The organism is Streptomyces sp. BPTC-684 (assembly GCF_030028635.1).
GTDB lineage: Bacteria > Actinomycetota > Actinomycetes > Streptomycetales > Streptomycetaceae > Streptomyces > Streptomyces noboritoensis.
Genome location: NZ_CP124863.1, coordinates 1,489,121 through 1,507,520 on the forward strand (window position 1 = coordinate 1,489,121; position 18,400 = coordinate 1,507,520).

Consider the following 18,400-nt stretch of genomic DNA (forward strand, 5'->3'; position numbering starts at 1 on the left):
AGCGGCGGCCGCTGCCACCGGCAGGGCCGTCGCCGAGCGGACCCGGCAGGCGAGTGCCGCAGCTGACCGATGGCGTGCAGGTCGTAGCGGGTTGAGGTGCCCCGCGACCAGGACCAGCCTGGGGCCCACCACGGCACCTGCGTAGCCGCCGTCGGCTCCAGGCGCTCGCGCACCAGGTGTCGGACCTCCGCACGGCCCGCCTCCAGCAGCCACGCCAGATAGAACAAGCCCTGCGACAGGACACGCCCGGATCGGTAGCGCGCTTGTACTCGATGATGACCGGCGCGTTGTTCTCGTCCAGGCCCAACGAGTCGATCCGGCCCCGTGCACGGGCCCGGTGCTGTACTCACTCGCCAGGAACCGCACCCTCAGCACCGCCTCCATATGCGCCTCGACGAGAAGCTGCACATCGGCCTCCGCCCCGGCCAGACGCGGCACGACCTCCGTCACGCCGTGCTTCGTCGCACGGAAAAGCTTCAGGCCCGCCCCCCCGGATCGTGTGAACGCCGAGGCGGAACACCGGGGAGCGGCACGAATATTTCCGGCCCCCTTTCCCAGGATCGCGGGACCTGACTAAACTTCCATGCGGAAGCTATCGGACATTTCGTTCTGGCGGGACATACGCGGGACCGGGACCCTGACAAAACGTCAGCTACCTCTCTGACCTGCGAGAACCTGGTTTTCCGCGACGGCCTCCGGAGCCGTGTGCGCAGGTTCGAATCCTGCCGGGGGCACCCCTTACGGAGTGCCTAAAGACCCCGCCACCAGCCACTTTGCTGGGTGCGGGGTCTTGTTGCATGTGCGGGCGGAGGCTGCGGTTCGCCACTGATCACGTAATAGCGACGTGATGATCTTGGCGGGGTGCATCCCAGCTCAGCCGGGCCACGAGACCCGTCCACCTGACTGCAGCCGACCTGGTCCACCGCAGCGCCAGAAGCACGCCATAGGCAGCGAGCGCCACGAACTCCACTTCAGGGAGTACCTGCGCGCCCAAGTGCCCCTCCCCGACCACTCGGGGGCGCTCCGCTTGGCCCAACGGCGTCCCGATGCCCCCATCCGACACCCGCCCTGGACATAGACCAGGCCGGGGTCACAGGCGGTCTTCCATGCAGGGATATTCACCCGGCACGCTGAGGTCATGGGGGCATCCAACAACCATGCGGCATTCCGCCTGACGTTCACCGGCTTCATCCCGGATCCGAAAGACGCCGACTGCCTACGGCGAGCAGTCACCGTGTCCGCCGATCGGCTCACCATCGCCGACGGAGACGCGATCTTCTGGCTCGGAGACGTCGTGATCAACCGCTTCGCTCTCAGCGCCATTGAGGCCATCAGTGCGGTGAGGGAGCCTTCCCGCACCAGCCCAGTGGTCCCCGTCGAGCTGCGGATCAAGTACCCGAACATGGGCTTCCCTTGGACCGTCGAGGACGACACCAAGCTCCTGGCCCTCTACCGCGATGGCAACGAGGACTTCGAGGAGCTGGGGAAGGAATTCGGACGGCAACCGAGCGCGATCCGGTCCCGTCTCGGCAAGCTGGGGCCAAAGCCGCACAGCCGAGCCAGGACCGTGCACCAACCTCATGCCACGGTGACTCGCGCCACGACGGTTTTTCAGGTTGCCTACGGACGCTCTAGGCTCAGGCGCATCTCATCAATTAAGCTATACCGAACTTCCCGATATGCCCTCCGCGCCGCAGCACATTCAGGATCTTCCCGCGTGAAACCATCGATCACACTGTCGCGATAGACCGCAAGTTTATGCGCGGCACCAAGTGCGAGCCTCACGACGTTCGCGGGCGCTATGAGTTCGAGCTGGTGCTGCTTGGAGTACACGCCGTGTCGACCGATGACCGTGCGCACGGCCTCTGCTCGTTGGTCGGCCGTGAGGCCAGGGTCTCGACTGGCTTGGGTGATTTCATCGCGTGCCTGAGTCAGTGCCTCCACATATGCGGCGTATGTAGTCCGCATGGCATCTCTGTCACGCTCAGATAACTCGCGCCGCCATCGCGCACGGTCCACGGTCAAGGTGCTCACAATGCCAATGACCGCACCGAACGCAGTCGCAACTATTGCCGTCCACTGCATGACTTGCAGCGTAGAAGCAGCACAGACAGACGGTAGCCCTCTTCGCCATCCGACTTGGTTCACCAGCTCCGACTCCCCAGAGCTGGGGCCGTCGCGGGGCCTCGCGGAGGCACACAACAGCGACCAACGATGACAACCGCCGACGGTCTAGCCACAGGTCACAGCGTTGGTCGCCGAGAGATCCCCAGGTCAGCCAGGCCCGGGGCATTTCTTCGACTTCTGATACCAGCCTCCGCCCCACCAACCTCACGCGACCGCACCAGGCACACCGGTAAACCACGGTCATCAGAAGCAGAGATCCGACGTCGAGAAGCCTGTATGCCAGGCACGTCTCAGCAGGTCAGATGCATGATCCGCGCGAAATAATCGGCGATTCCCAAGCTGATGTCACTCGGACGCGCCAGTCGGTGGGCGAAGGGTGAAGCTGGGGCCGACTATGGCTAAGCAGGCACTGGCGCCAGCAAGGGGGCTTGCACGGACGACCATCGCAAGCTGCATTGGCCAGGAGGACAGAGTGGCAAGGTCGCCGGTTGACACTATCCGCCATCATCCGATCTGGTCGAGTGCTGTCCTGGTTGCTCTGATCGGAGCCGCCGCAACGATCATCGCGGCTTACATCTCGAACCGTGATGACACAGGCTCACCCGACAAGAGCGATGTGCCAGCTGCCTTTGTTGGTCGGTGGCAGGGGGACACCGCGGAGCATGACAACGGTCAGACGGCGACGTACGACACAACACTTACTCTCCGCGACGGCACAGAAGGCTCTGAAGTTGGCGAGACCGACTACGTATTCTCAGGTAAGCGCTGCAAAGGAACAGTCCGCCTCTCGTCAGTCAGTGGCAACACCTTGCATCTAGACGAGCGCATTGACCAAGGTAGTTGCGTTCCGTCCGGCATCATTCGTGTCACTCTCGACGGCACGATGAGACTCAATTTCAGCTACGCAGGGACCAAAAGAGACAGGAGTCATCAAACCATTGAAGGGTCACTGAGTAAGATGGACTGAGGCCAGCCAAATGCTCCGCTATTCCATGATGCGGTACAGCAACGAAGTACGGCAGCCCCAGCAACTGGCAGTGCCCAATACCTACCCTCACGGGAATCCCGGCAGCCTCTATGACCTCCAATGACCGAGCTCTGTAGAGCTACGGAACAGAAGGTCGATGATGCAGGGAGTCGGTCGGCGGAGTACGGCCCGCTCATGTCGTCCGGCTCCCTTCCCGCCTGTCCTGAGTGCAGCCAGCCGATGAGGTTCGGAGGGTTCGCGCTCTGCGGGCGTGAAGACGATGACAAGCGGGTTTTGCCGCAGCCTCTGGGGCTGCCCACAGCGGCACATCTGGTGGCAGTGGGCGGACCGGCCGGAGGTCTCGCCGGAACCCTGCCCACACCCGGAGCTGTTCGGCCGCTGACCTCAAGAGCAAGGGTGAGTGTCTAACTGCGTGACAACGCCCACGGACGACGCCAAACAAACGCGAATGGCAACGCCCCGTCACAGCAGGTCAGCCAGGCACTCAGCCCTGCTCAACCCCTCCCTCAAGTTGCTTCGGGACGAAAGATCCTGCCCTTCCCCCGGCCGCCGGAGCCCTGGCGCGTCAGGCACTCCAGGTCAACCGCACCCCAACCCGCTCAGCCCGCTCCCCTACCCTCAACCGCCTCAAAAATGTCCGCATCAGTCTCCCGCTGCCACTCCGGCAGTTCGGCCCAGTCGGCCACATAGCCCGGCTTCGGGTTCTCGAAGTGGTGGTACATCTGGGCCGTCCAGCACGTGGCGACGAAGCGGCTCTTCTGTTCGCGGGTGAGGCGGGAGGCGTGGCCGGCGCTCAGGTCCAGGAACTGGCGGATTTGGGCGTGGACCGCCCCTGCGGCGGCGCGTTCTCACTCGGGAGTCTCCTCCCACGGCGTCACGTAGCCGGCCTTCGGTTCGCCCGGGAAGTGCTTGCGTACACCGGCGATCCACGCCTCGCGGAACAGCCACGCGCCCTCGATCCGCGACATGCCCACCCCTCTCGTCACTTCGTGCTCGGTGCGCTGATCTCGACACCCGCTCGGCAATGCAGCGGTCGCGGCCAGGGGCTCGAACTCAGCTTGCAGGGGCTGGAGTCTACGGCGCCATGGCTGGGCGATGGTGCCCTGAGACCAGCCGTAAGGCCTCACCCGCGAACGAGCCTCCCGGTCCAGGTCGTGACGCTCCGCACTGGTGGCGGCCAGATCCGTTGGCAACGCACCCCGACCGAATGGCCTTATCCCCAGAGCATCTCTCAGCGCCCTGCCGCAGGGCTCGGAAAGTCGCCCCTGGGCTACAGGTCGCCGAGAACCTCTCTACGCGCTGCTTCTGCCTTCCGATTGAGCCTGTTCGTCATCGTCACCGCGGCGATGGTGAACAGCAGTCCGAGGACCACCAGCAGCACTTGAGTGATCACACTGACGATCGCGATGTTCTTGGTGGCGCTGGTGATCATTAGCCAGATGGCCCCGCCGGACGTCCACGCGAACCAGATGCGGAACTTCTCGACTCGTACGGCCTTTTTGCACGTCGCTGTAGCTCGCCATAGTGCCCCCAGAGGTGAGTTGCTGGAGAGACGATGCCGCGAGTGGCGGGGGTGTGAGGGCAACCTGGCTTTGCCGTAACCCCTTTGGGTGACCCTGCGTCTCATTGGAGGCCATCGGAGGTCCGCCCCGCCCGGGATCAGGGCCAACCCCGTCACGTAGCCGGAAGCTGATAAGCCAAAACGAAAGCATCGGCCGCCATGAGCGTGTCGCAGACCTCCACCGCGCGGCCCTCCGTGTCGTACGCCGTGCGGATCAGGTGGATGACCGGGACGCCGGTGGTCAGTTGCAGCACGCGGACCTCGGCCCGCGAGGGCCTGCGGGCGCGGATCTCCTCGTCGAAGTGGGACAGGCGGTGGCCGTTTTCCTCCAGGCGGGCGTAGATGCCGCCGGGGCCGGGGTTCAGGTCGGTGATCGGGGTGCCTTGGGCGATGTCCAGGGGGATGTACGACGTCGCGTACTCGACCGGGCGGCCGTCGAGGAGATACCGGCGGCGGCGGGCGAGGACCTTTCGGGGCGAGCCGAGGCGACCGGCGATGTCCGCCGACGGCTTCTGCTCGGTCACCTCCAGGCTGTCCACCTCCGAGTGGATGCCCGCGGCTTCGGCCTCCACCGTGAACGCGGTTTGCCCTCCTTGCGGTGGCGGCGTGCGAATCGGTCGGAGGCGAGGCGGCGGACCGGTGGGCGCGGGCGTACGAAGACTCCCCTGCCGTGTTCCGAGACCGCGAGTCCCTCACCCTGGAGGATGGACAGCGCGTTGCGGACGGTCATGCGCGAGACGCCATAGTGCTCGACCAGCTCCGTCTCGGACGGAAGCTTGTCGCCCTCGCGGAAGCGGCCCTTGTCGATCGCCTCTCTGAGCCGGTCCGCGATCTGCCGGAAGACAGCGCGGTCGCTGGTCGGATCCAACGCGCCTAGCAGGCCGGGGGGTTGAGACGACGCCATGTGCGTGCTCCGTATAGATATCTGACGAGCAGGTGACCTGAGTTGGTACGGTGGCGAGCCCAGTCAGACGGGGCCAGTCGGGAGGCCGACAAGCGTGACCACCACCGATCGCCCGCACTCCGTGAGTGTCGCCGGGGTCATCGTCGACGACGAGGGCCGGGCACTGCTGATCGAGCGGCGGGACAACGGCAAGTGGGAGCCGCCCGGCGGCGTGCTGGAAAGGGACGAGACCATCCCTGACGCCCTGCAGCGCGAAGTGCTCGAAGAGACCGGGATCAAGATTGCTCTCCCGGCGACCCTGACCGACGTCTACAAGAACATGACCGGCCTGATCGTCTCTCTGGTCTTCCGCTGCGAGGCCATGGACGGCGCTCCGACTGTCGGCGACGAGACCCGCGCGCTGCGCTGGGTCACCCGGGAAGAGGCCGTCGCCCTCGCCGACGAGGCGTACGCGGTCCGCGTTCTGGACTCGCTCGACAACACCACCCCACCGGCCGTCCGCGCCCACGACGGCGTTCGGCTCGTCTAGAACGAGCTGAAGCAACGCTTGGGCGTACGGCCGCCTACCTGCACCGTTTGATCTGCCCAGGTTCCCTGGAGGAAGTGGGCCGCGCCCGGCGCTGGGCGCGGGACGTGTTGAGTGGCCACTCCTGCGCGGACGAGGCCGAGTTAGTCGTGAGCAAGCTCGGCACCAACACCCTCACGCGCACGGCAGGCGATCCGTTCCGCGTCATGCTCGCCATCACGGAGCACCGGCTCCGTCGCCGTCACCGACTGCGGCGGGACCCGGGACGAGCCCACGGCGAGCGAGGCGGACACGGGATTCGCCCCATGACCGTGGACTCAGCATCGTCATGGCTCTCACCTGCCGCCTCACGGTCACCGGTGACGAAGCCGGGCGCACGGCGATGGCAACGCTTCAGCCCTCGGCGCGGGGTGCGTACTCGTGCTGAGGCGGGGCTACTGGTGCGAGTGCACGATGACGTCCGACGGCGCCGACCAGCCTCACCTCTCTGCGGCTCCCGACGTCAAGACGCCCGGGCAAGCAGTCCGGTGGATCAGGGTGGTGTTGCGTACGGTCATGTCAGGGCTGGAAGGCGAGGCGTACGAGACCGCCTTGGCGTTCCTGGAACGCTCCCGCACCGTCGAGACCGCCCTGGCCATCGGGCGTCCCACCATCTTGGTCGTCGTCCAAGGCGGCAGCCGCATCGAATGGTCTGCTCGACGCGTCGCCTTCTTGCCGCTGGCTCAGCCACTGGGCGCGCCGCAACAGCCCGACTACTCCTACACGTACAGCTGCGCCTGCCACACCCACCCCTACTCACGCAAGAGGCACGACACATTGGGAATACCAGCGGTAGGATAGGTAGCATGCCCGACCCCACCGGCAAGTACTCGATCACCATGCCCCGCGACATCGCCGAAGCCGCTCGCGCCCGCGGTGGTCCCTCCGGGCTGTCCGCGTACGTCGCCGCCGCCGTCGCCCGGCAGATCGAGCGGGACAATCTCAATGAGCTCATCCAGGTCGCCGAGGCCGAGCACGGGCCCGTTGCCGAGGATGAGATCCAGGCCCTGCGGGAGCAGCTTCAGCAGGCGCGGCGGGAGCAGGCGGGCACCGGGGCGGACGCCGCGTGAGTCCGTCGCCCGCCGCCCCGGGTGGCACGCTCGTGCTCGACAGCGAGGGGCTGGCCAAGGCCGTGTTGCGCGACCGGACCGTCACCGCTTGGCTCGCCCTGGCCCGCGCCGACGACCTGCGGGTCATCACGTCTGCGGCCACGCTCGTCGAAGTGGTCCACCCCCGGATCAACCGCCCCGCACTGGAGTGGACCCTGTCCCGTCTCGTCGTCGAGCCGGTCACGGAATCCCTCGCCCGGGACGCCGCCGGTCTGCTCGCCGACGCCGGTCTGCACGGCCACAAGTACGCCATCGACGCCATGCTCTGCGCGACCGCCCTTGCCGCCCCGGGGCCCGTAGCCGTACTGACCTCCGACCCCGAGGACCTCACCGCCCTGTGCGGTGGCCGCGTCACCGTGATCAAGGTCTGATCACGAGCCGGGCCACACCGACCCGGTGAAAGACCTACCGCGGCGGCACCGGCCGGTCATAAACATTGCCCGGCGTCACGATCTGCGTGACCGCCCGGGCCACCAGCGAAGACGGCTCCTTCCCCCCATACGTGACGTCCGTGTTCAGCAGCACCACCAGCGTCGCCTTCTTCGACGGGAGGTAGACCGTCACGCTCTCGTAGCCGGGGATGGAGCCGTTGCGGCCGGTCCAGCCGCCGCTTTTGAAGATGCCCAGGCCGTAGCTCGTGCCGGGGTAGCCCGTTGGGAGCGTCTTCAGGCGCTGGCGTTGGGTCGCCGGGCTCAGCAGTGCTCCTGTGGCGACGATCTTCGCCCAGCGGTGGAGGTCCTGGAGGTTCGAGATCATGGCGCCTGCCGACCAGGCCCAGCTGGGGTTCCAGTCCGTGGAGTCCTCGATGTCGCCGCTCAGCGTCTGGTTGGTGTAGCCGCGCGCGTGCGGATCGGGGAACACCGGATGAGTACGCGTGGGGAAAAGTGTGTGGTCCAGGTGCGCCGGGCGGAGTACCCGGTCGTGGATGAAGTCCTCGACTCGTCGCCCGCTCACCTTCTCGATCACCAGGCCCAGGAGGACCAGGTTGGTGTTCGAGTACTGGAACTGCGCTCCCGGCGCGAAGGTGTTCGCGTGCTTGTAGCCGTACGCCAGGACCTCCCGCGGCGTGAACGTACGGCTCGGGTCGCTCAGCAGGTGCACGAAGTCCGGGTCGGCGGTGTACGGGAAGAGGCCGCTGCGCATCTCGGCGAGGTGGCGCAGGGTGATCCGGTCGCCGTTCGGTACGCCTCGGACGTAGGCCGAGATCGGGTCGTCCAGGCGGATCCGGCCGTCGTCCACCAACTTGAGCAGCGCCGTCACCGTGAACGTCTTCGTCTCGCTGCCGATCCGCGAGAAGAAGCCGGTGTTCATCGGCTCGCCGGTGGTCTTGTCAGCGACTCCGGTCGCACGGACGTAGTTTCCCTTGCCCGGCATCCACAGTCCGACCACGACGCCGGGGATCGCGGCCTGTCGGCGTACGTCCTCGATCGCCTTGTCCAGCCGGGCCGTCAGCTCGCGGCCCCGGCCGCCGTCCGACGGGCAGCTGTACGGGTCGTGCCGGTCGCATCCCACCGCCTGGCCCGCCATGGCAGGTGTCGCTGTCGTCGGGGCCAGTACCGACGCCACCAGTAGCACGACGGCGAACAGACGTCGGGCGGGTGTGCGTCGCATGGCGTGGGCGCCTCTTCCGGATCGGGGCCGTGAACAGCAACGCCACCATCCGGATCACGCAGACGGACCCCCGTGCCGCCCGCGTCGGGCCCACGCGTCACCCTTCCCCGATGTCCTCCCCCCACAGCTCCGGATTCGCCGCCACGAACTTCCGCATCAGCGACCGGCATTCCTCGTCGTCCACCACCACGATCTCCACCCCGCACTCCGCCAGCCACTCACGCCCACCAACGAAAGTGGTCGCCTCGCCGATCACCACCCTCGAAACGCCGAACTGGCGGACCAAGCCGCTGCAGTACCAGCAGGGGGAGAGTGTCGTCACCATCGTCGTGCCGCTGTACGACCGCTGGCGGCCCGCCGCGCGGAACGCCGCCGTTTCCGCGTGCATGGACGGGTCGTCGTCCTGGACGCGGCGGTTGCGGCCGCGGCCCAGGAGGCGGCCGTCGGCGCCGTAGAGCGCCGCGCCGATCGGGATGCCGCCTTCGGTCAGCCCTGCTCGCGCCTCCTGGAGCGCTACGGGGAGCAGGGCACGTGCTGCCGCCAGTTCCATGACCTCAGTGTGGCCTTGCCCCGACCCGTATTACGAGTTCGGCCGCTTCCCGTGGTTCGCGCTCTTCTTCTTCCGCGCCCGTCGCTTGTTGCCTCGCTTCGACATGTGCCTCGGCTCCTTGCGTCAGGTTCCAGGGAGGTCACGGTGACCCCTTTTGTCACCTTACGTTCCGGTCCTCCCCCTCACACCTCGAACCGGTATCCCATCCCCGGCGCCGTCACCAGATACCTCGGCTGCGACGGGTCCGCCTCCAGCTTGCGGCGCAGTTGGGCCATGTAGACGCGGAGGTAGTTGCTCTGAGTGCGGTACGTCGGGCCCCAGACCTCCTGGAGCAGCTGGCGCTGGGTGACCAGGCGGCCCCGGTGGCGTATCAGGACCTCCAGGAGGTGCCACTCCGTCGGCGTCAGGCGTACGGGCGCGCCGTCCCGGGTCGCCTTCTTCGCCAGGAGGTCCAGGGTGAAGACCGGGGTCGACACCCGGGCCGGGCCTCCGTCGGCGGAGTCCGCCTCAGGACTCCGCCCTCCCCTACCCCCGTCCCCCCTCCGCGTCGCCGCCCGCAGCCGCGCCAGCAGCTCGTCCATGCTGAACGGCTTCGTGATGTAGTCGTCCGCGCCCGCGTCCAGCGCCTCCACCTTCTCGTCCGACGTGCTCCGGGCCGAGACCACCAGGATCGGCGCCCGTGACCAGCGGCGCAGGGTGCGCATCACGTCGATGCCGTCCATGTCCGGCAGGCCCAGGTCCAGGAGCACCGCGTCCGGTGGGTTCGCGGCGGCCAGGGTGAGGGCCGCCTCGCCGTCGGGGGCCGCGTCCACGTCGTACCGGCGCGCTCTGAGGTTGATCTCCAGCGCCCGTACGAGCTGCGGCTCGTCCTCCACCACCAGCACCCGGGTCATCGGCCCGCTCCCTGATCCCGCCCTAAGCCCGTCATTTCCCCACTGCCTCCTTCAGCGCGATGTTGAGCTTGAGGACGTTGACGCGGGGTTCGCCGATGAAGCCGAGGATGCGGCCGCTGGTGTTGTCGTCGACGAGCTTCTGGACCTGCTGGACGTCGAGGTGGTTGACCTCGGCGACGCGGTGGATCTGGAGCTTGGCATACGCCGGGGAGATGTCCGGGTCCAGGCCAGAGCCGGAAGACGTGACTGCCTCGGCGGGGACGTCAGCCGGGTTGACCTTGTACGTCGGCGTCGAGTTGTCCTTGACCACGGCCGCCTTGGCGTCCTTGACCTGCTGGATGAGTTTGTCGTTGTCGCCGGAGAGGTTGGTGGCGCCGGAGACGATCAGGTCGTACTGGGTGTTGACGCCGTTGGCCTTGTTGGAGCCCAGCCCGTTGGAGGGGCGGGGCTGGAACCAGTGCAGGTCCGGGCGGGCCGCCTCCTCGGCGTCGTCGGGGTTCTTCTTCGGCAGGTCGTAGCGCTGGCCGATGAGCTCCGAACCGGCCACCCTGCCCTGCGACTTGACCTCGGAGCCGTTGGCCTTGTCACTGAGGGCGGCCTGGGCGATGCCGGTGACGGCCAGCGGGTACAGGATCCCGCAGACCACCGTGAGGACCAGGAGGGCGCGCAGGCCGGCGCCGAGCAGCCGGGCGGTGTTTCCAACTGTGTTGTTCATGGCAGGTCAGCCGATTCCGGGGATGAGGGAGATGAGCAGGTCGATGAGTTTGATGCCGATGAAGGGGGCGATGAGGCCGCCCAGGCCGTAGACGGCGAGGTTGCGGCGCAGCATCCTGTCGGCGCTCATCGGCTTGTACTGCACGCCCTTCAGGGCGAGCGGGACGAGCGCGACGATGATCAGGGCGTTGAAGATGACCGCCGAGAGGATCGCGGACTCGGGGCTGTGCAGGCTCATGATGTTGAGCTTGTCCAGGCCGGGGTAGACCACCGCGAACATCGCCGGGATGATCGCGAAGTACTTCGCCACATCGTTGGCGATCGAGAACGTGGTGAGTGCGCCGCGGGTGATCAGCAGCTGTTTGCCGATCTCGACGATCTCGATGAGTTTGGTGGGGTTGGAGTCGAGGTCGACCATGTTGCCGGCCTCCTTGGCGGCCGACGTGCCCGTGTTCATCGCCACCCCCACGTCCGCCTGGGCGAGTGCGGGGGCGTCGTTGGTGCCATCCCCGGTCATCGCGACCAGCTTGCCGCCGGCCTGCTCGCGCTTGATCAGGGCCATCTTGTCCTCGGGCGTGGCCTCGGCGAGGAAGTCGTCGACACCGGCCTCTTCGGCGATGGCCTTGGCGGTCAGCGGGTTGTCACCCGTGATCATGACCGTCTTGATGCCCATCCGGCGCAGCTCGGCGAACCGCTCCCGCATGCCCTCCTTGACCACGTCCTTGAGGTGGATCACGCCCAGGACGCGGGCGCCTTCCGCGTCTTCCACAGCCACCAGCAGCGGCGTGCCACCAGCCTGGGAAATCCGGTCGGTGAGCGCCTGGGCGTCCTGTGCGACATGGCCGCCCCGTTCCTTCACCCACGCCACGACCGAACCCGCCGCACCCTTGCGGACCTTGCGCCCGTCCACGTCCACGCCCGACATGCGGGTCTGGGCGGTGAACGCGATCCACTCGGCGTCCGTCAACTCGCCCTGGTGGCGCTCGCGCAGCCCGTACTTCTCCTTGGCGAGGACCACGATGGAGCGGCCCTCGGGGGTCTCGTCCGAGAGGGAGGAGAGCTGGGCGGCATCGGCCACCTCCGCCTCCGTCGTGCCCTTGACCGGCACGAACTCGGAGGCCTGGCGGTTGCCCAGGGTGATGGTGCCGGTCTTGTCCAGCAGCAGCGTGGAGACGTCGCCCGCCGCTTCGACGGCCCGTCCCGACATGGCCAGGACGTTGCGCTGGACCAGGCGGTCCATGCCCGCGATACCGATCGCCGAGAGCAGCGCCCCGATCGTCGTCGGGATCAGGCACACCAGCAGGGCCGCGAGGACGATCATCGACTGCTCGGCGTGCGCGTACTTCGCGAACGGCTGGAGCGTGACCACCGCCAAAAGGAACACGATCGTCAGGGAGGCGAGCAGGATGTTCAGCGCGATCTCGTTCGGCGTCTTCTGCCGGGCCGCGCCCTCGACCAGGTTGATCATCCGGTCGATGAACGTCTCACCCGGCCGCGTCGTGATCTTGATGACCACGCGGTCGGACAAAACCTTCGTACCGCCGGTGACCGCGCTGCGGTCACCGCCCGACTCGCGGATCACCGGCGCGGACTCACCCGTGATCGCCGACTCGTCGACGGAGGCGACGCCTTCGACGACGTCACCGTCGCCGGGGATGATGTCACCCGCCTCGCACACCACCAGGTCACCGATCTTCAGCTCGGTGCCGGGCACCTGCTCCTCGGCAGAGCCGTTGAGGCGGCGGGCGACGGTGTCGGTCTTGGCCTTGCGCAGGGTGTCGGCCTGTGCCTTGCCCCGGCCCTCCGCGACCGCCTCCGCGAGGTTCGCGAAGATGGTGGTCAGCCACAGCCAGGCGGCGATCGCCCACCCGAACCAGTCCCCCGGATCCTTCACCGCCAGAACCGTGGTCAGGACCGAGCCGATCTCGACGACGAACATCACCGGCGACTTGACCATCACCCGCGGATCCAGCTTCCGGATCGCGTCCGGGAACGACTTCAGAAGCTGCTTCGGGTCGAACAGCCCCCCGCCGACCTTCCCGGTCTCCGGCTTGTGGCCGGTGGGAACATCACTGTGCGGAGCACGGGTGGGGGTGGGGGTGGCGGTGGACATGGAGCCGGGCTCCTCAGACTTCTCAGACTTCTTGATGTCGGTGGTCATGACGCCAGCCCCTCGGCCAGCGGCCCCAGCGCAAGCGCGGGGAAGTAGGTCAGACCGGTGACGATCAGGATCGTGCCGGCCAGCAGCCCCGTGAACAGCGGCTTGTTGGTCCGCAGCGTGCCCGCCGTCTCCGGAACCGGCTTCTGCTCCGCCAGCGAACCCGCCAGCGCCAGCACGAACACCATCGGCAAGAAGCGCCCAAGGAGCATCGCCAGACCGATCGAGGTGTTGAACCACTCCGTGTTCGCGTTCAGACCCGCGAAGGCGGAGCCGTTGTTGTTCGCCCCCGAGGTGTAGGCGTAGAGCACCTCGGAGAAGCCGTGCGCACCGGAGTTGGTCATCGAGTCGAGCGTGGACCCCATCGCCATCGCCGCCGCCGTGAAGCACAGCACCAGCGCCGGGGTGATCAGGATGTAGCAGGCCGCGAACTTGATCTCACGCGTGCCGATCTTCTTGCCCAGATACTCCGGGGTGCGGCCCACCATCAGACCCGCGATGAACACCGCGATGATCGCCATGACCAGCATGCCGTACAGACCCGACCCGGTACCGCCCGGCGCGATCTCCCCCAGCTGCATCCCCAAAAGCTGGATACCGCCGCCGAAACCGGTGAACGAGGAATGGAACGAGTTCACCGCACCCGTCGACGTCAGCGTCGTGGCCACCGAGAAGACCGCGGAGCCGCCCACCCCGAAACGGGTCTCCTTGCCCTCCAACGCACCACCGGCAACATCGAACGCCGGACCATGATGGGCGAACTCGGTCCACATCATCAGCGCGGTGAACCCGATCCAGATGGCGACCATCGTCGCCAGGATCGCGTACCCCTGCTTCACCGAGCCGACCATCTTCCCGAAGGTGCGCGTCAGCGCGAACGGGATCACCAGGATCAGGAAGACCTCGAACAGGTTCGACAGCCCGTTGGGGTTCTCGAAGGGATGGGCCGAGTTGGCGTTGAAGTACCCGCCACCGTTCGTCCCCAGCTCCTTGATCGCCTCCTGCGAAGCAACCGCCCCGCCGTTCCACTCCTGCGAACCACCCAGGAACTGACCCACCGAGTGAATCCCGGCAAAGTTCTGAATCGCACCGCACGCCACCAGCACCAGCGCGCCGACCACCGCGATCGGCAGCAGGATCCGCACCGTGCCACGCACCAGATCCGACCAGAAGTTCCCCAGCTCACCCGTACGCGAGCGGGCGAAACCCCGCACCAGCGCGACCGCCACCGCCATACCGACCGCAGCCGAGACGAAGTTCTGCACCGCCAGACCACCGGTCTGCACCACATGACCCATCGCCTGCTCGCCCGAATACGACTGCCAGTTCGTGTTCGACACGAACGACGCCGCCGTATTGAACGCCTGGTCCGCCGGGATCGACACGAAACCCAGCGAGCCCGGCAGATGCCCCTGCAGACGCTGCAGCAGATACAGGAAGAGGACACTCACCGCCGAGAAGGCCAGCACCCCCCGCAGATACGCCGGCCAGCGCATCTGCGTCGACGGGTTGGCCCCGACCGCCTTATAGATCCACTTCTCCACCCGGAGATGCTTCTCCGAGGAGTAGACACGGGCCATGTAATCGCCCAGCGGCCGGTACGCGAGCGCAAGCGCCACGAACAGGGCGAGGAGCTGGAGTACACCAGCAAGGACGGAAGACATATCGGGGCTCAGAACCTCTCCGGGTACACAAGGGCGAGGACGAGGTAACCCAGCAGGGCGACGGCCACGATCAGACCGACGATGTTCTCGGCAGTCACAGCTTCGCCACCCCCTTGGCAATGAGCGCCACCAACGCGAAAACCGCGACCGTGGTGACGACGAAGGCCAGATCGGCCATCGCGAACTCCAGAACTCGAAGAGGCTCGGAAATGAGCGGGGAATGGGCGGACCTCTAGAGCAAACCCCTCCGCGCGGCCTCCGCACGTTTCGTTGACGGGCCCCTTACGGCTACCGGCGCGTCCTTGACGCCTTTCATACGCGGCTTCCGGCCACAGCGGCCGCGGCGGCGTGCGAACCGCGTAAACGACTGCCAGAAGGCCGTTAAGGCGGGCCCGTATGGCCCGTACATGGATCTAGATTCCGTTGGTACGCAGTACGCGGGGTACGCCCGCGACTACGCGGGGTTCGCCCGCGCCGCCGTCCGAAGGAGTCCCGCCGTGATCGAGCTGCCGTCGTCCCAGCTGGCCGTGCACGCCCGCGCGTTTCCGGTGGGCGCTCCCGGGCCCACCGCCCTGGCCGAACACGTGGCGACCGGCGGCACCGGGCGGCTGTGGGCCGACCGGGCCGTCCACCCCCGTGCGCTCGCGGTGGACTGCGCCGGGCACGTCCTGCTGCGCGGCGACCCCGCCGCCCTGAGCCCCGACGCCCTCGCCCCGCTCGCGGGCCGCTACATCGAGGCGCCCGACCGCTTCCTGCCGGTCCTCGGAGCCTCCTTCGGGCCGGTCGTACCGTGGGAGCGGATGGTGTACGTACGGCAGGAGGCGCCCGTCGCCGATCCCCGGCCGCCGCGCGGGGTGACGGTCCGCAGGCTGAACCCGGCCGACGCCCCTGAACTCGCCGCGCTCGACCCCGACTCGGCCTGGATCCACGCCAGTTGGGGCGGTCCGGTGGGGCTCGCCGCTTCCGGGTACGGCTGGGGCGCCTTCCACAAGGGACGCCTCGCCGCGGTGGCCTGCTCCTACTTCGTGGGCAGCGCGTACGAGGACATCGCCGCGGTCACCGCCCCCGACCAGCGGCGCCGGCAGCTCGCGCTCGCCTGTGTGGCGGGGCTGTGCGCCGACGTCGCGGCGCGCGGGCGCGGCGCCAGCTGGTCCTGCTCGCGCCACAACCGGCCCAGCCGCCTGCTGGCCTGGAACGCGGGCTTCCGACTCGTCCGCGAGTACACGCACTACGCGACGGCGGCGCACAGCCCGAGGCTGCGGGCGGCCTAGGGCCTGTCCGGTGCGGCGAAACGGCACTGCGCCAGGTCCCGGCGCGGGTGGACCGGGAGACGGCGCGGGGGTGTTCAGGACGTCGGGCCTGAACTGAGCACCCCGGCCCCCAGGGGCGCGGGGCTGTGACATTTGCGGCTCCGCCGCGTGGGCGCGACCAGCCCCCACCGGCCCGCAGACGAACACCGGGCGCAAAGGAGCCGTCACACTTCCCTGTCCGACTTCGTCAATTCCATGACAGTCGGAGCCCAGGCCACGCAGCGAGTGGCAGCCAGGAGAACAGTCATGGAAGCACGGATGCCGAGCCCGGCGACGCTCGTCCCGGGGGCGATGGAGGCCGTTCGGGGACTTCAGAAGGCGACCCACGGCGCCGGAGTGCCCGCCACCACGATGCACCTCGTCCATCTGCGCGCCAGCCAGATCAACGGATGCAGCGCCTGCGTCGACTCCGGCACCCGGTACGCGATGAAGGGCGGCGAGAGCGCGGAGCGCCTGTTCGCGGTGGCCGCCTGGCGCGAGACGCCGTACTTCACGGACGCCGAACGGGCCGCGCTGGCCCTCACCGAGTCCGTGACCCGGCTCGGCGACCGCGCCGAGCCGGTCCCCGACGACGTCTGGGACGAGGCCGCCCGGCACTACGAGGAGAAGCCGCTCGCGGCCCTGGTGCTGTGGATCGGCGTCAGCAACTTCTACAACCGCCTCAACGCGGCCACCCGCCAGCAGGGCGGCCAGACCTGGTGATCCGATGACTCCCTGAACCTCAACTTCCGGTTACTGCAAGGGATCTGACGCTCCGTACGATCCGTTCGACCTTGGCACCCGCGACAACCGTGGGGCATGCTCGCCGAGATCGACTCAGTACGACATCCATGCGCGACGCCGAGGTGGCACGAATGGCAACCGAGACAACCACCTGCTGCATTGTCGGGGGCGGACCGGCCGGCGCGATGCTGGGGCTGCTGCTCGCCCGGGCCGGCATCGAGGTCACCGTCCTGGAGAAGCACCGGGACTTCCTGCGGGACTTCCGCGGCGACACGATCCACCCCTCCACCCTGGACGTCCTCGCCGAGCTGGGGCTCGCCGAGCGCTTCCTGGAGCTGCCGCACCGCACCACGCCGGGGATCAACATGGTCACCGACACCCAGGACGTGCTCGTCGCCGACCAGCGGCTGCTGTCCGGCGCGTATCCGTACATCGCCTTCGTCCCCCAGTGGGACTTCCTCGACCTGCTCGCCGCCGAGGCCGCCAAGTACCCCACCTTCCACCTGAAGATGGGGGCCGAGGTGCACGGGCTGATCCGCGAGGGCGACCGGGCCCGGGGCGTGCGCTACCGCGACGCCGACGGCGAGCACGAGCTGCGCGCGGAGCTCACCGTGGCCGCCGACGGCCGCGACTCGGTGCTGCGCCGCCCGGCCGGGCTCGTCCCGCAGGGGTTCGGGGCGCCGATGGACGACCTGTGGTTCCGCATCCCCCGCGAGGCGAGCGACCCGCCGGACACCTTCATCCGCATGGGTCAGCAGGGCCTGCTCATCGGCATCTGCCGGGAGACGTACTGGCAGTTCGCGTACGTCATCCCCAAGGGCCGGTACGCGGAGCTCCAGGCCGAGGGCATCGAGTCGCTGCGCAGGAGCGTGCGCGCGCTGCTGCCGTGGATGGGCGACCGGCCGGACAAGATCGAGTTCTCGGACGCGCGGATGCTGGAGGTCCGCGTCGAGCGGCTCAAGCGCTGGTACCGGCCGGGGCTGCTGTTCATCGGGGACGCCGCGCACGCGATGTCCCCGGTCGGCGGGTTCGGGATCAACGTCGCCGTGCAGGACGCGGTGGCCACCGCCAACCTGCTGGCCGAACCGCTGCGGCGGGGCGCGGTGAGCACCGAGGACCTGGCGGCCGTGCAGCGCCGGCGGCTGCCCCCGGCGGTCGCCATCCAGCGCATGCAGATCCTGCTCCAGAACCAGCTCATCGCGCCGACGCTGCACGGCACCCGCGAGTCCAAGCCACCGCGGTTCCTGGCGGTCGCCGAGCATGTGCGGCCGATGCGGAAGCTGATCGCCCGGATGATCGGGTACGGGCCCCGGCCCGAGCACGTACGGACCCCCGAGCGGGTCTGAGACGACGGCCGCCGTACGGGCGGGTACGGGCGCTCACCGCGTTCCGTACCCGCCCGTCGGCATTTCGGGAAATTCCACAACCGGCGACACGCGGAAAACCAGCCAGACATCGGATGGACATCGGACAGATGCCGTATGGACGCCGGACGGAAAATCGACAGCCCGGTTCTTTCCGCC

General features: G+C 67.9%; 16 protein-coding genes and 3 pseudogenes. 8 read left to right on the plus strand and 11 right to left on the minus strand.

Going from position 1 to position 18,400, the window contains the following annotated elements; translation table 11 throughout:
- Positions 1-50 precede the first annotated feature (50 nt).
- Positions 51-450: pseudogene (locus tag QIY60_RS06505) on the minus strand (transporter); the annotation flags it as partial.
- 688 nt (positions 451-1,138) lie between these two features.
- On the opposite strand from QIY60_RS06505, the gene QIY60_RS06510 reads away from it, so the two are divergent.
- Entirely contained in the window at positions 1,139-1,747 is a 609-nt protein-coding gene (locus QIY60_RS06510) for a hypothetical protein (protein WP_283141579.1), read from the plus strand.
- A gap of 852 nt (positions 1,748-2,599) precedes the next feature.
- Complete coding sequence (locus QIY60_RS06515) at positions 2,600-3,094, plus strand: hypothetical protein (protein ID WP_283141580.1); 495 nt, start codon at positions 2,600-2,602, stop codon at positions 3,092-3,094.
- Between the two features lie 620 nt (positions 3,095-3,714).
- Here QIY60_RS06515 and QIY60_RS06520 read toward each other — a convergent pair.
- From QIY60_RS06520 to QIY60_RS06530, 3 genes and pseudogenes are all read right to left on the minus strand, one after another.
- A pseudogene (locus tag QIY60_RS06520) lies at positions 3,715-4,083 on the minus strand (hypothetical protein).
- A 302-nt stretch (positions 4,084-4,385) separates the two neighbouring features.
- A complete protein-coding gene (locus QIY60_RS06525) occupies positions 4,386-4,547 on the minus strand; it encodes a hypothetical protein (protein WP_283141581.1) in 162 nt (53 codons plus the stop codon).
- 242 nt (positions 4,548-4,789) lie between these two features.
- Positions 4,790-5,580 (minus strand): annotated as a pseudogene (locus QIY60_RS06530) (GntR family transcriptional regulator).
- A gap of 121 nt (positions 5,581-5,701) precedes the next feature.
- Here QIY60_RS06530 and QIY60_RS06535 point away from each other — a divergent pair.
- From QIY60_RS06535 to QIY60_RS06545, 3 genes are all read left to right on the plus strand, one after another.
- A complete protein-coding gene (locus QIY60_RS06535) occupies positions 5,702-6,109 on the plus strand; it encodes an NUDIX hydrolase (RefSeq protein ID WP_283145837.1) in 408 nt (135 codons plus the stop codon).
- An 842-nt stretch (positions 6,110-6,951) separates the two neighbouring features.
- Positions 6,952-7,215, plus strand: coding sequence for a CopG family transcriptional regulator (locus QIY60_RS06540; protein WP_283141582.1), 264 nt, complete (start codon positions 6,952-6,954; stop codon positions 7,213-7,215).
- Complete coding sequence (locus tag QIY60_RS06545) at positions 7,212-7,625, plus strand: DNA-binding protein (RefSeq protein WP_283141583.1); 414 nt, start codon at positions 7,212-7,214, stop codon at positions 7,623-7,625. Before QIY60_RS06540 ends, QIY60_RS06545 begins: the two co-directional genes overlap by 4 nt.
- Positions 7,626-7,659: 34 nt before the next feature.
- Here the strand turns inward: QIY60_RS06545 and QIY60_RS06550 are convergent, their stop codons facing one another.
- The 7 genes from QIY60_RS06550 to kdpF form a co-directional block, all read right to left on the minus strand.
- On the minus strand, positions 7,660-8,865 hold the full coding sequence (locus QIY60_RS06550) for a serine hydrolase domain-containing protein (protein WP_283141584.1): 1,206 nt from the start codon (positions 8,863-8,865) through the stop codon (positions 7,660-7,662).
- Positions 8,866-8,962: 97 nt separating this feature from the next.
- Positions 8,963-9,415: a nucleoside deaminase gene (locus QIY60_RS06555; protein ID WP_283141585.1), complete on the minus strand. Its 453-nt coding sequence runs from the start codon at positions 9,413-9,415 to the stop codon at positions 8,963-8,965.
- 182 nt (positions 9,416-9,597) lie between these two features.
- The gene (locus tag QIY60_RS06560; RefSeq protein WP_283141586.1) at positions 9,598-10,308 is read right to left on the minus strand and encodes a response regulator transcription factor; all 711 of its coding nucleotides are present in this window, start codon (positions 10,306-10,308) and stop codon (positions 9,598-9,600) included.
- Positions 10,309-10,339: 31 nt separating this feature from the next.
- Positions 10,340-11,023 carry a potassium-transporting ATPase subunit C gene (locus tag QIY60_RS06565; RefSeq protein WP_283141587.1) on the minus strand — a complete coding sequence of 228 codons (684 nt, stop codon included), beginning with the start codon at positions 11,021-11,023 and terminating at the stop codon, positions 10,340-10,342.
- 6 nt (positions 11,024-11,029) lie between these two features.
- Positions 11,030-13,183 (minus strand): potassium-transporting ATPase subunit KdpB, encoded by a 2,154-nt coding sequence (gene kdpB / locus QIY60_RS06570; protein WP_283141588.1) that lies wholly within the window; start codon positions 13,181-13,183, stop codon positions 11,030-11,032.
- On the minus strand, positions 13,180-14,844 hold the full coding sequence (kdpA, locus tag QIY60_RS06575; protein WP_283141589.1) for a potassium-transporting ATPase subunit KdpA: 1,665 nt from the start codon (positions 14,842-14,844) through the stop codon (positions 13,180-13,182). Before kdpA ends, kdpB begins: the two co-directional genes overlap by 4 nt.
- Positions 14,845-14,852: 8 nt before the next feature.
- Positions 14,853-14,942, minus strand: a complete 90-nt coding sequence (gene kdpF, locus QIY60_RS06580) for a K(+)-transporting ATPase subunit F (protein ID WP_063801986.1) — start codon at positions 14,940-14,942, stop codon at positions 14,853-14,855.
- Between the two features lie 309 nt (positions 14,943-15,251).
- Between kdpF and QIY60_RS06585 the strand changes: the two genes are divergently transcribed.
- From QIY60_RS06585 to QIY60_RS06595, 3 genes are all read left to right on the plus strand, one after another.
- Positions 15,252-16,115, plus strand: coding sequence for a GNAT family N-acetyltransferase (locus QIY60_RS06585; RefSeq protein ID WP_349253901.1), 864 nt, complete (start codon positions 15,252-15,254; stop codon positions 16,113-16,115).
- A gap of 285 nt (positions 16,116-16,400) precedes the next feature.
- Positions 16,401-16,856, plus strand: a complete 456-nt coding sequence (locus tag QIY60_RS06590) for a carboxymuconolactone decarboxylase family protein (RefSeq protein ID WP_283141590.1) — start codon at positions 16,401-16,403, stop codon at positions 16,854-16,856.
- A 152-nt stretch (positions 16,857-17,008) separates the two neighbouring features.
- A complete protein-coding gene (locus QIY60_RS06595; protein WP_283141591.1) occupies positions 17,009-18,223 on the plus strand; it encodes an FAD-dependent oxidoreductase in 1,215 nt (404 codons plus the stop codon).
- Positions 18,224-18,400 lie beyond the last annotated feature (177 nt).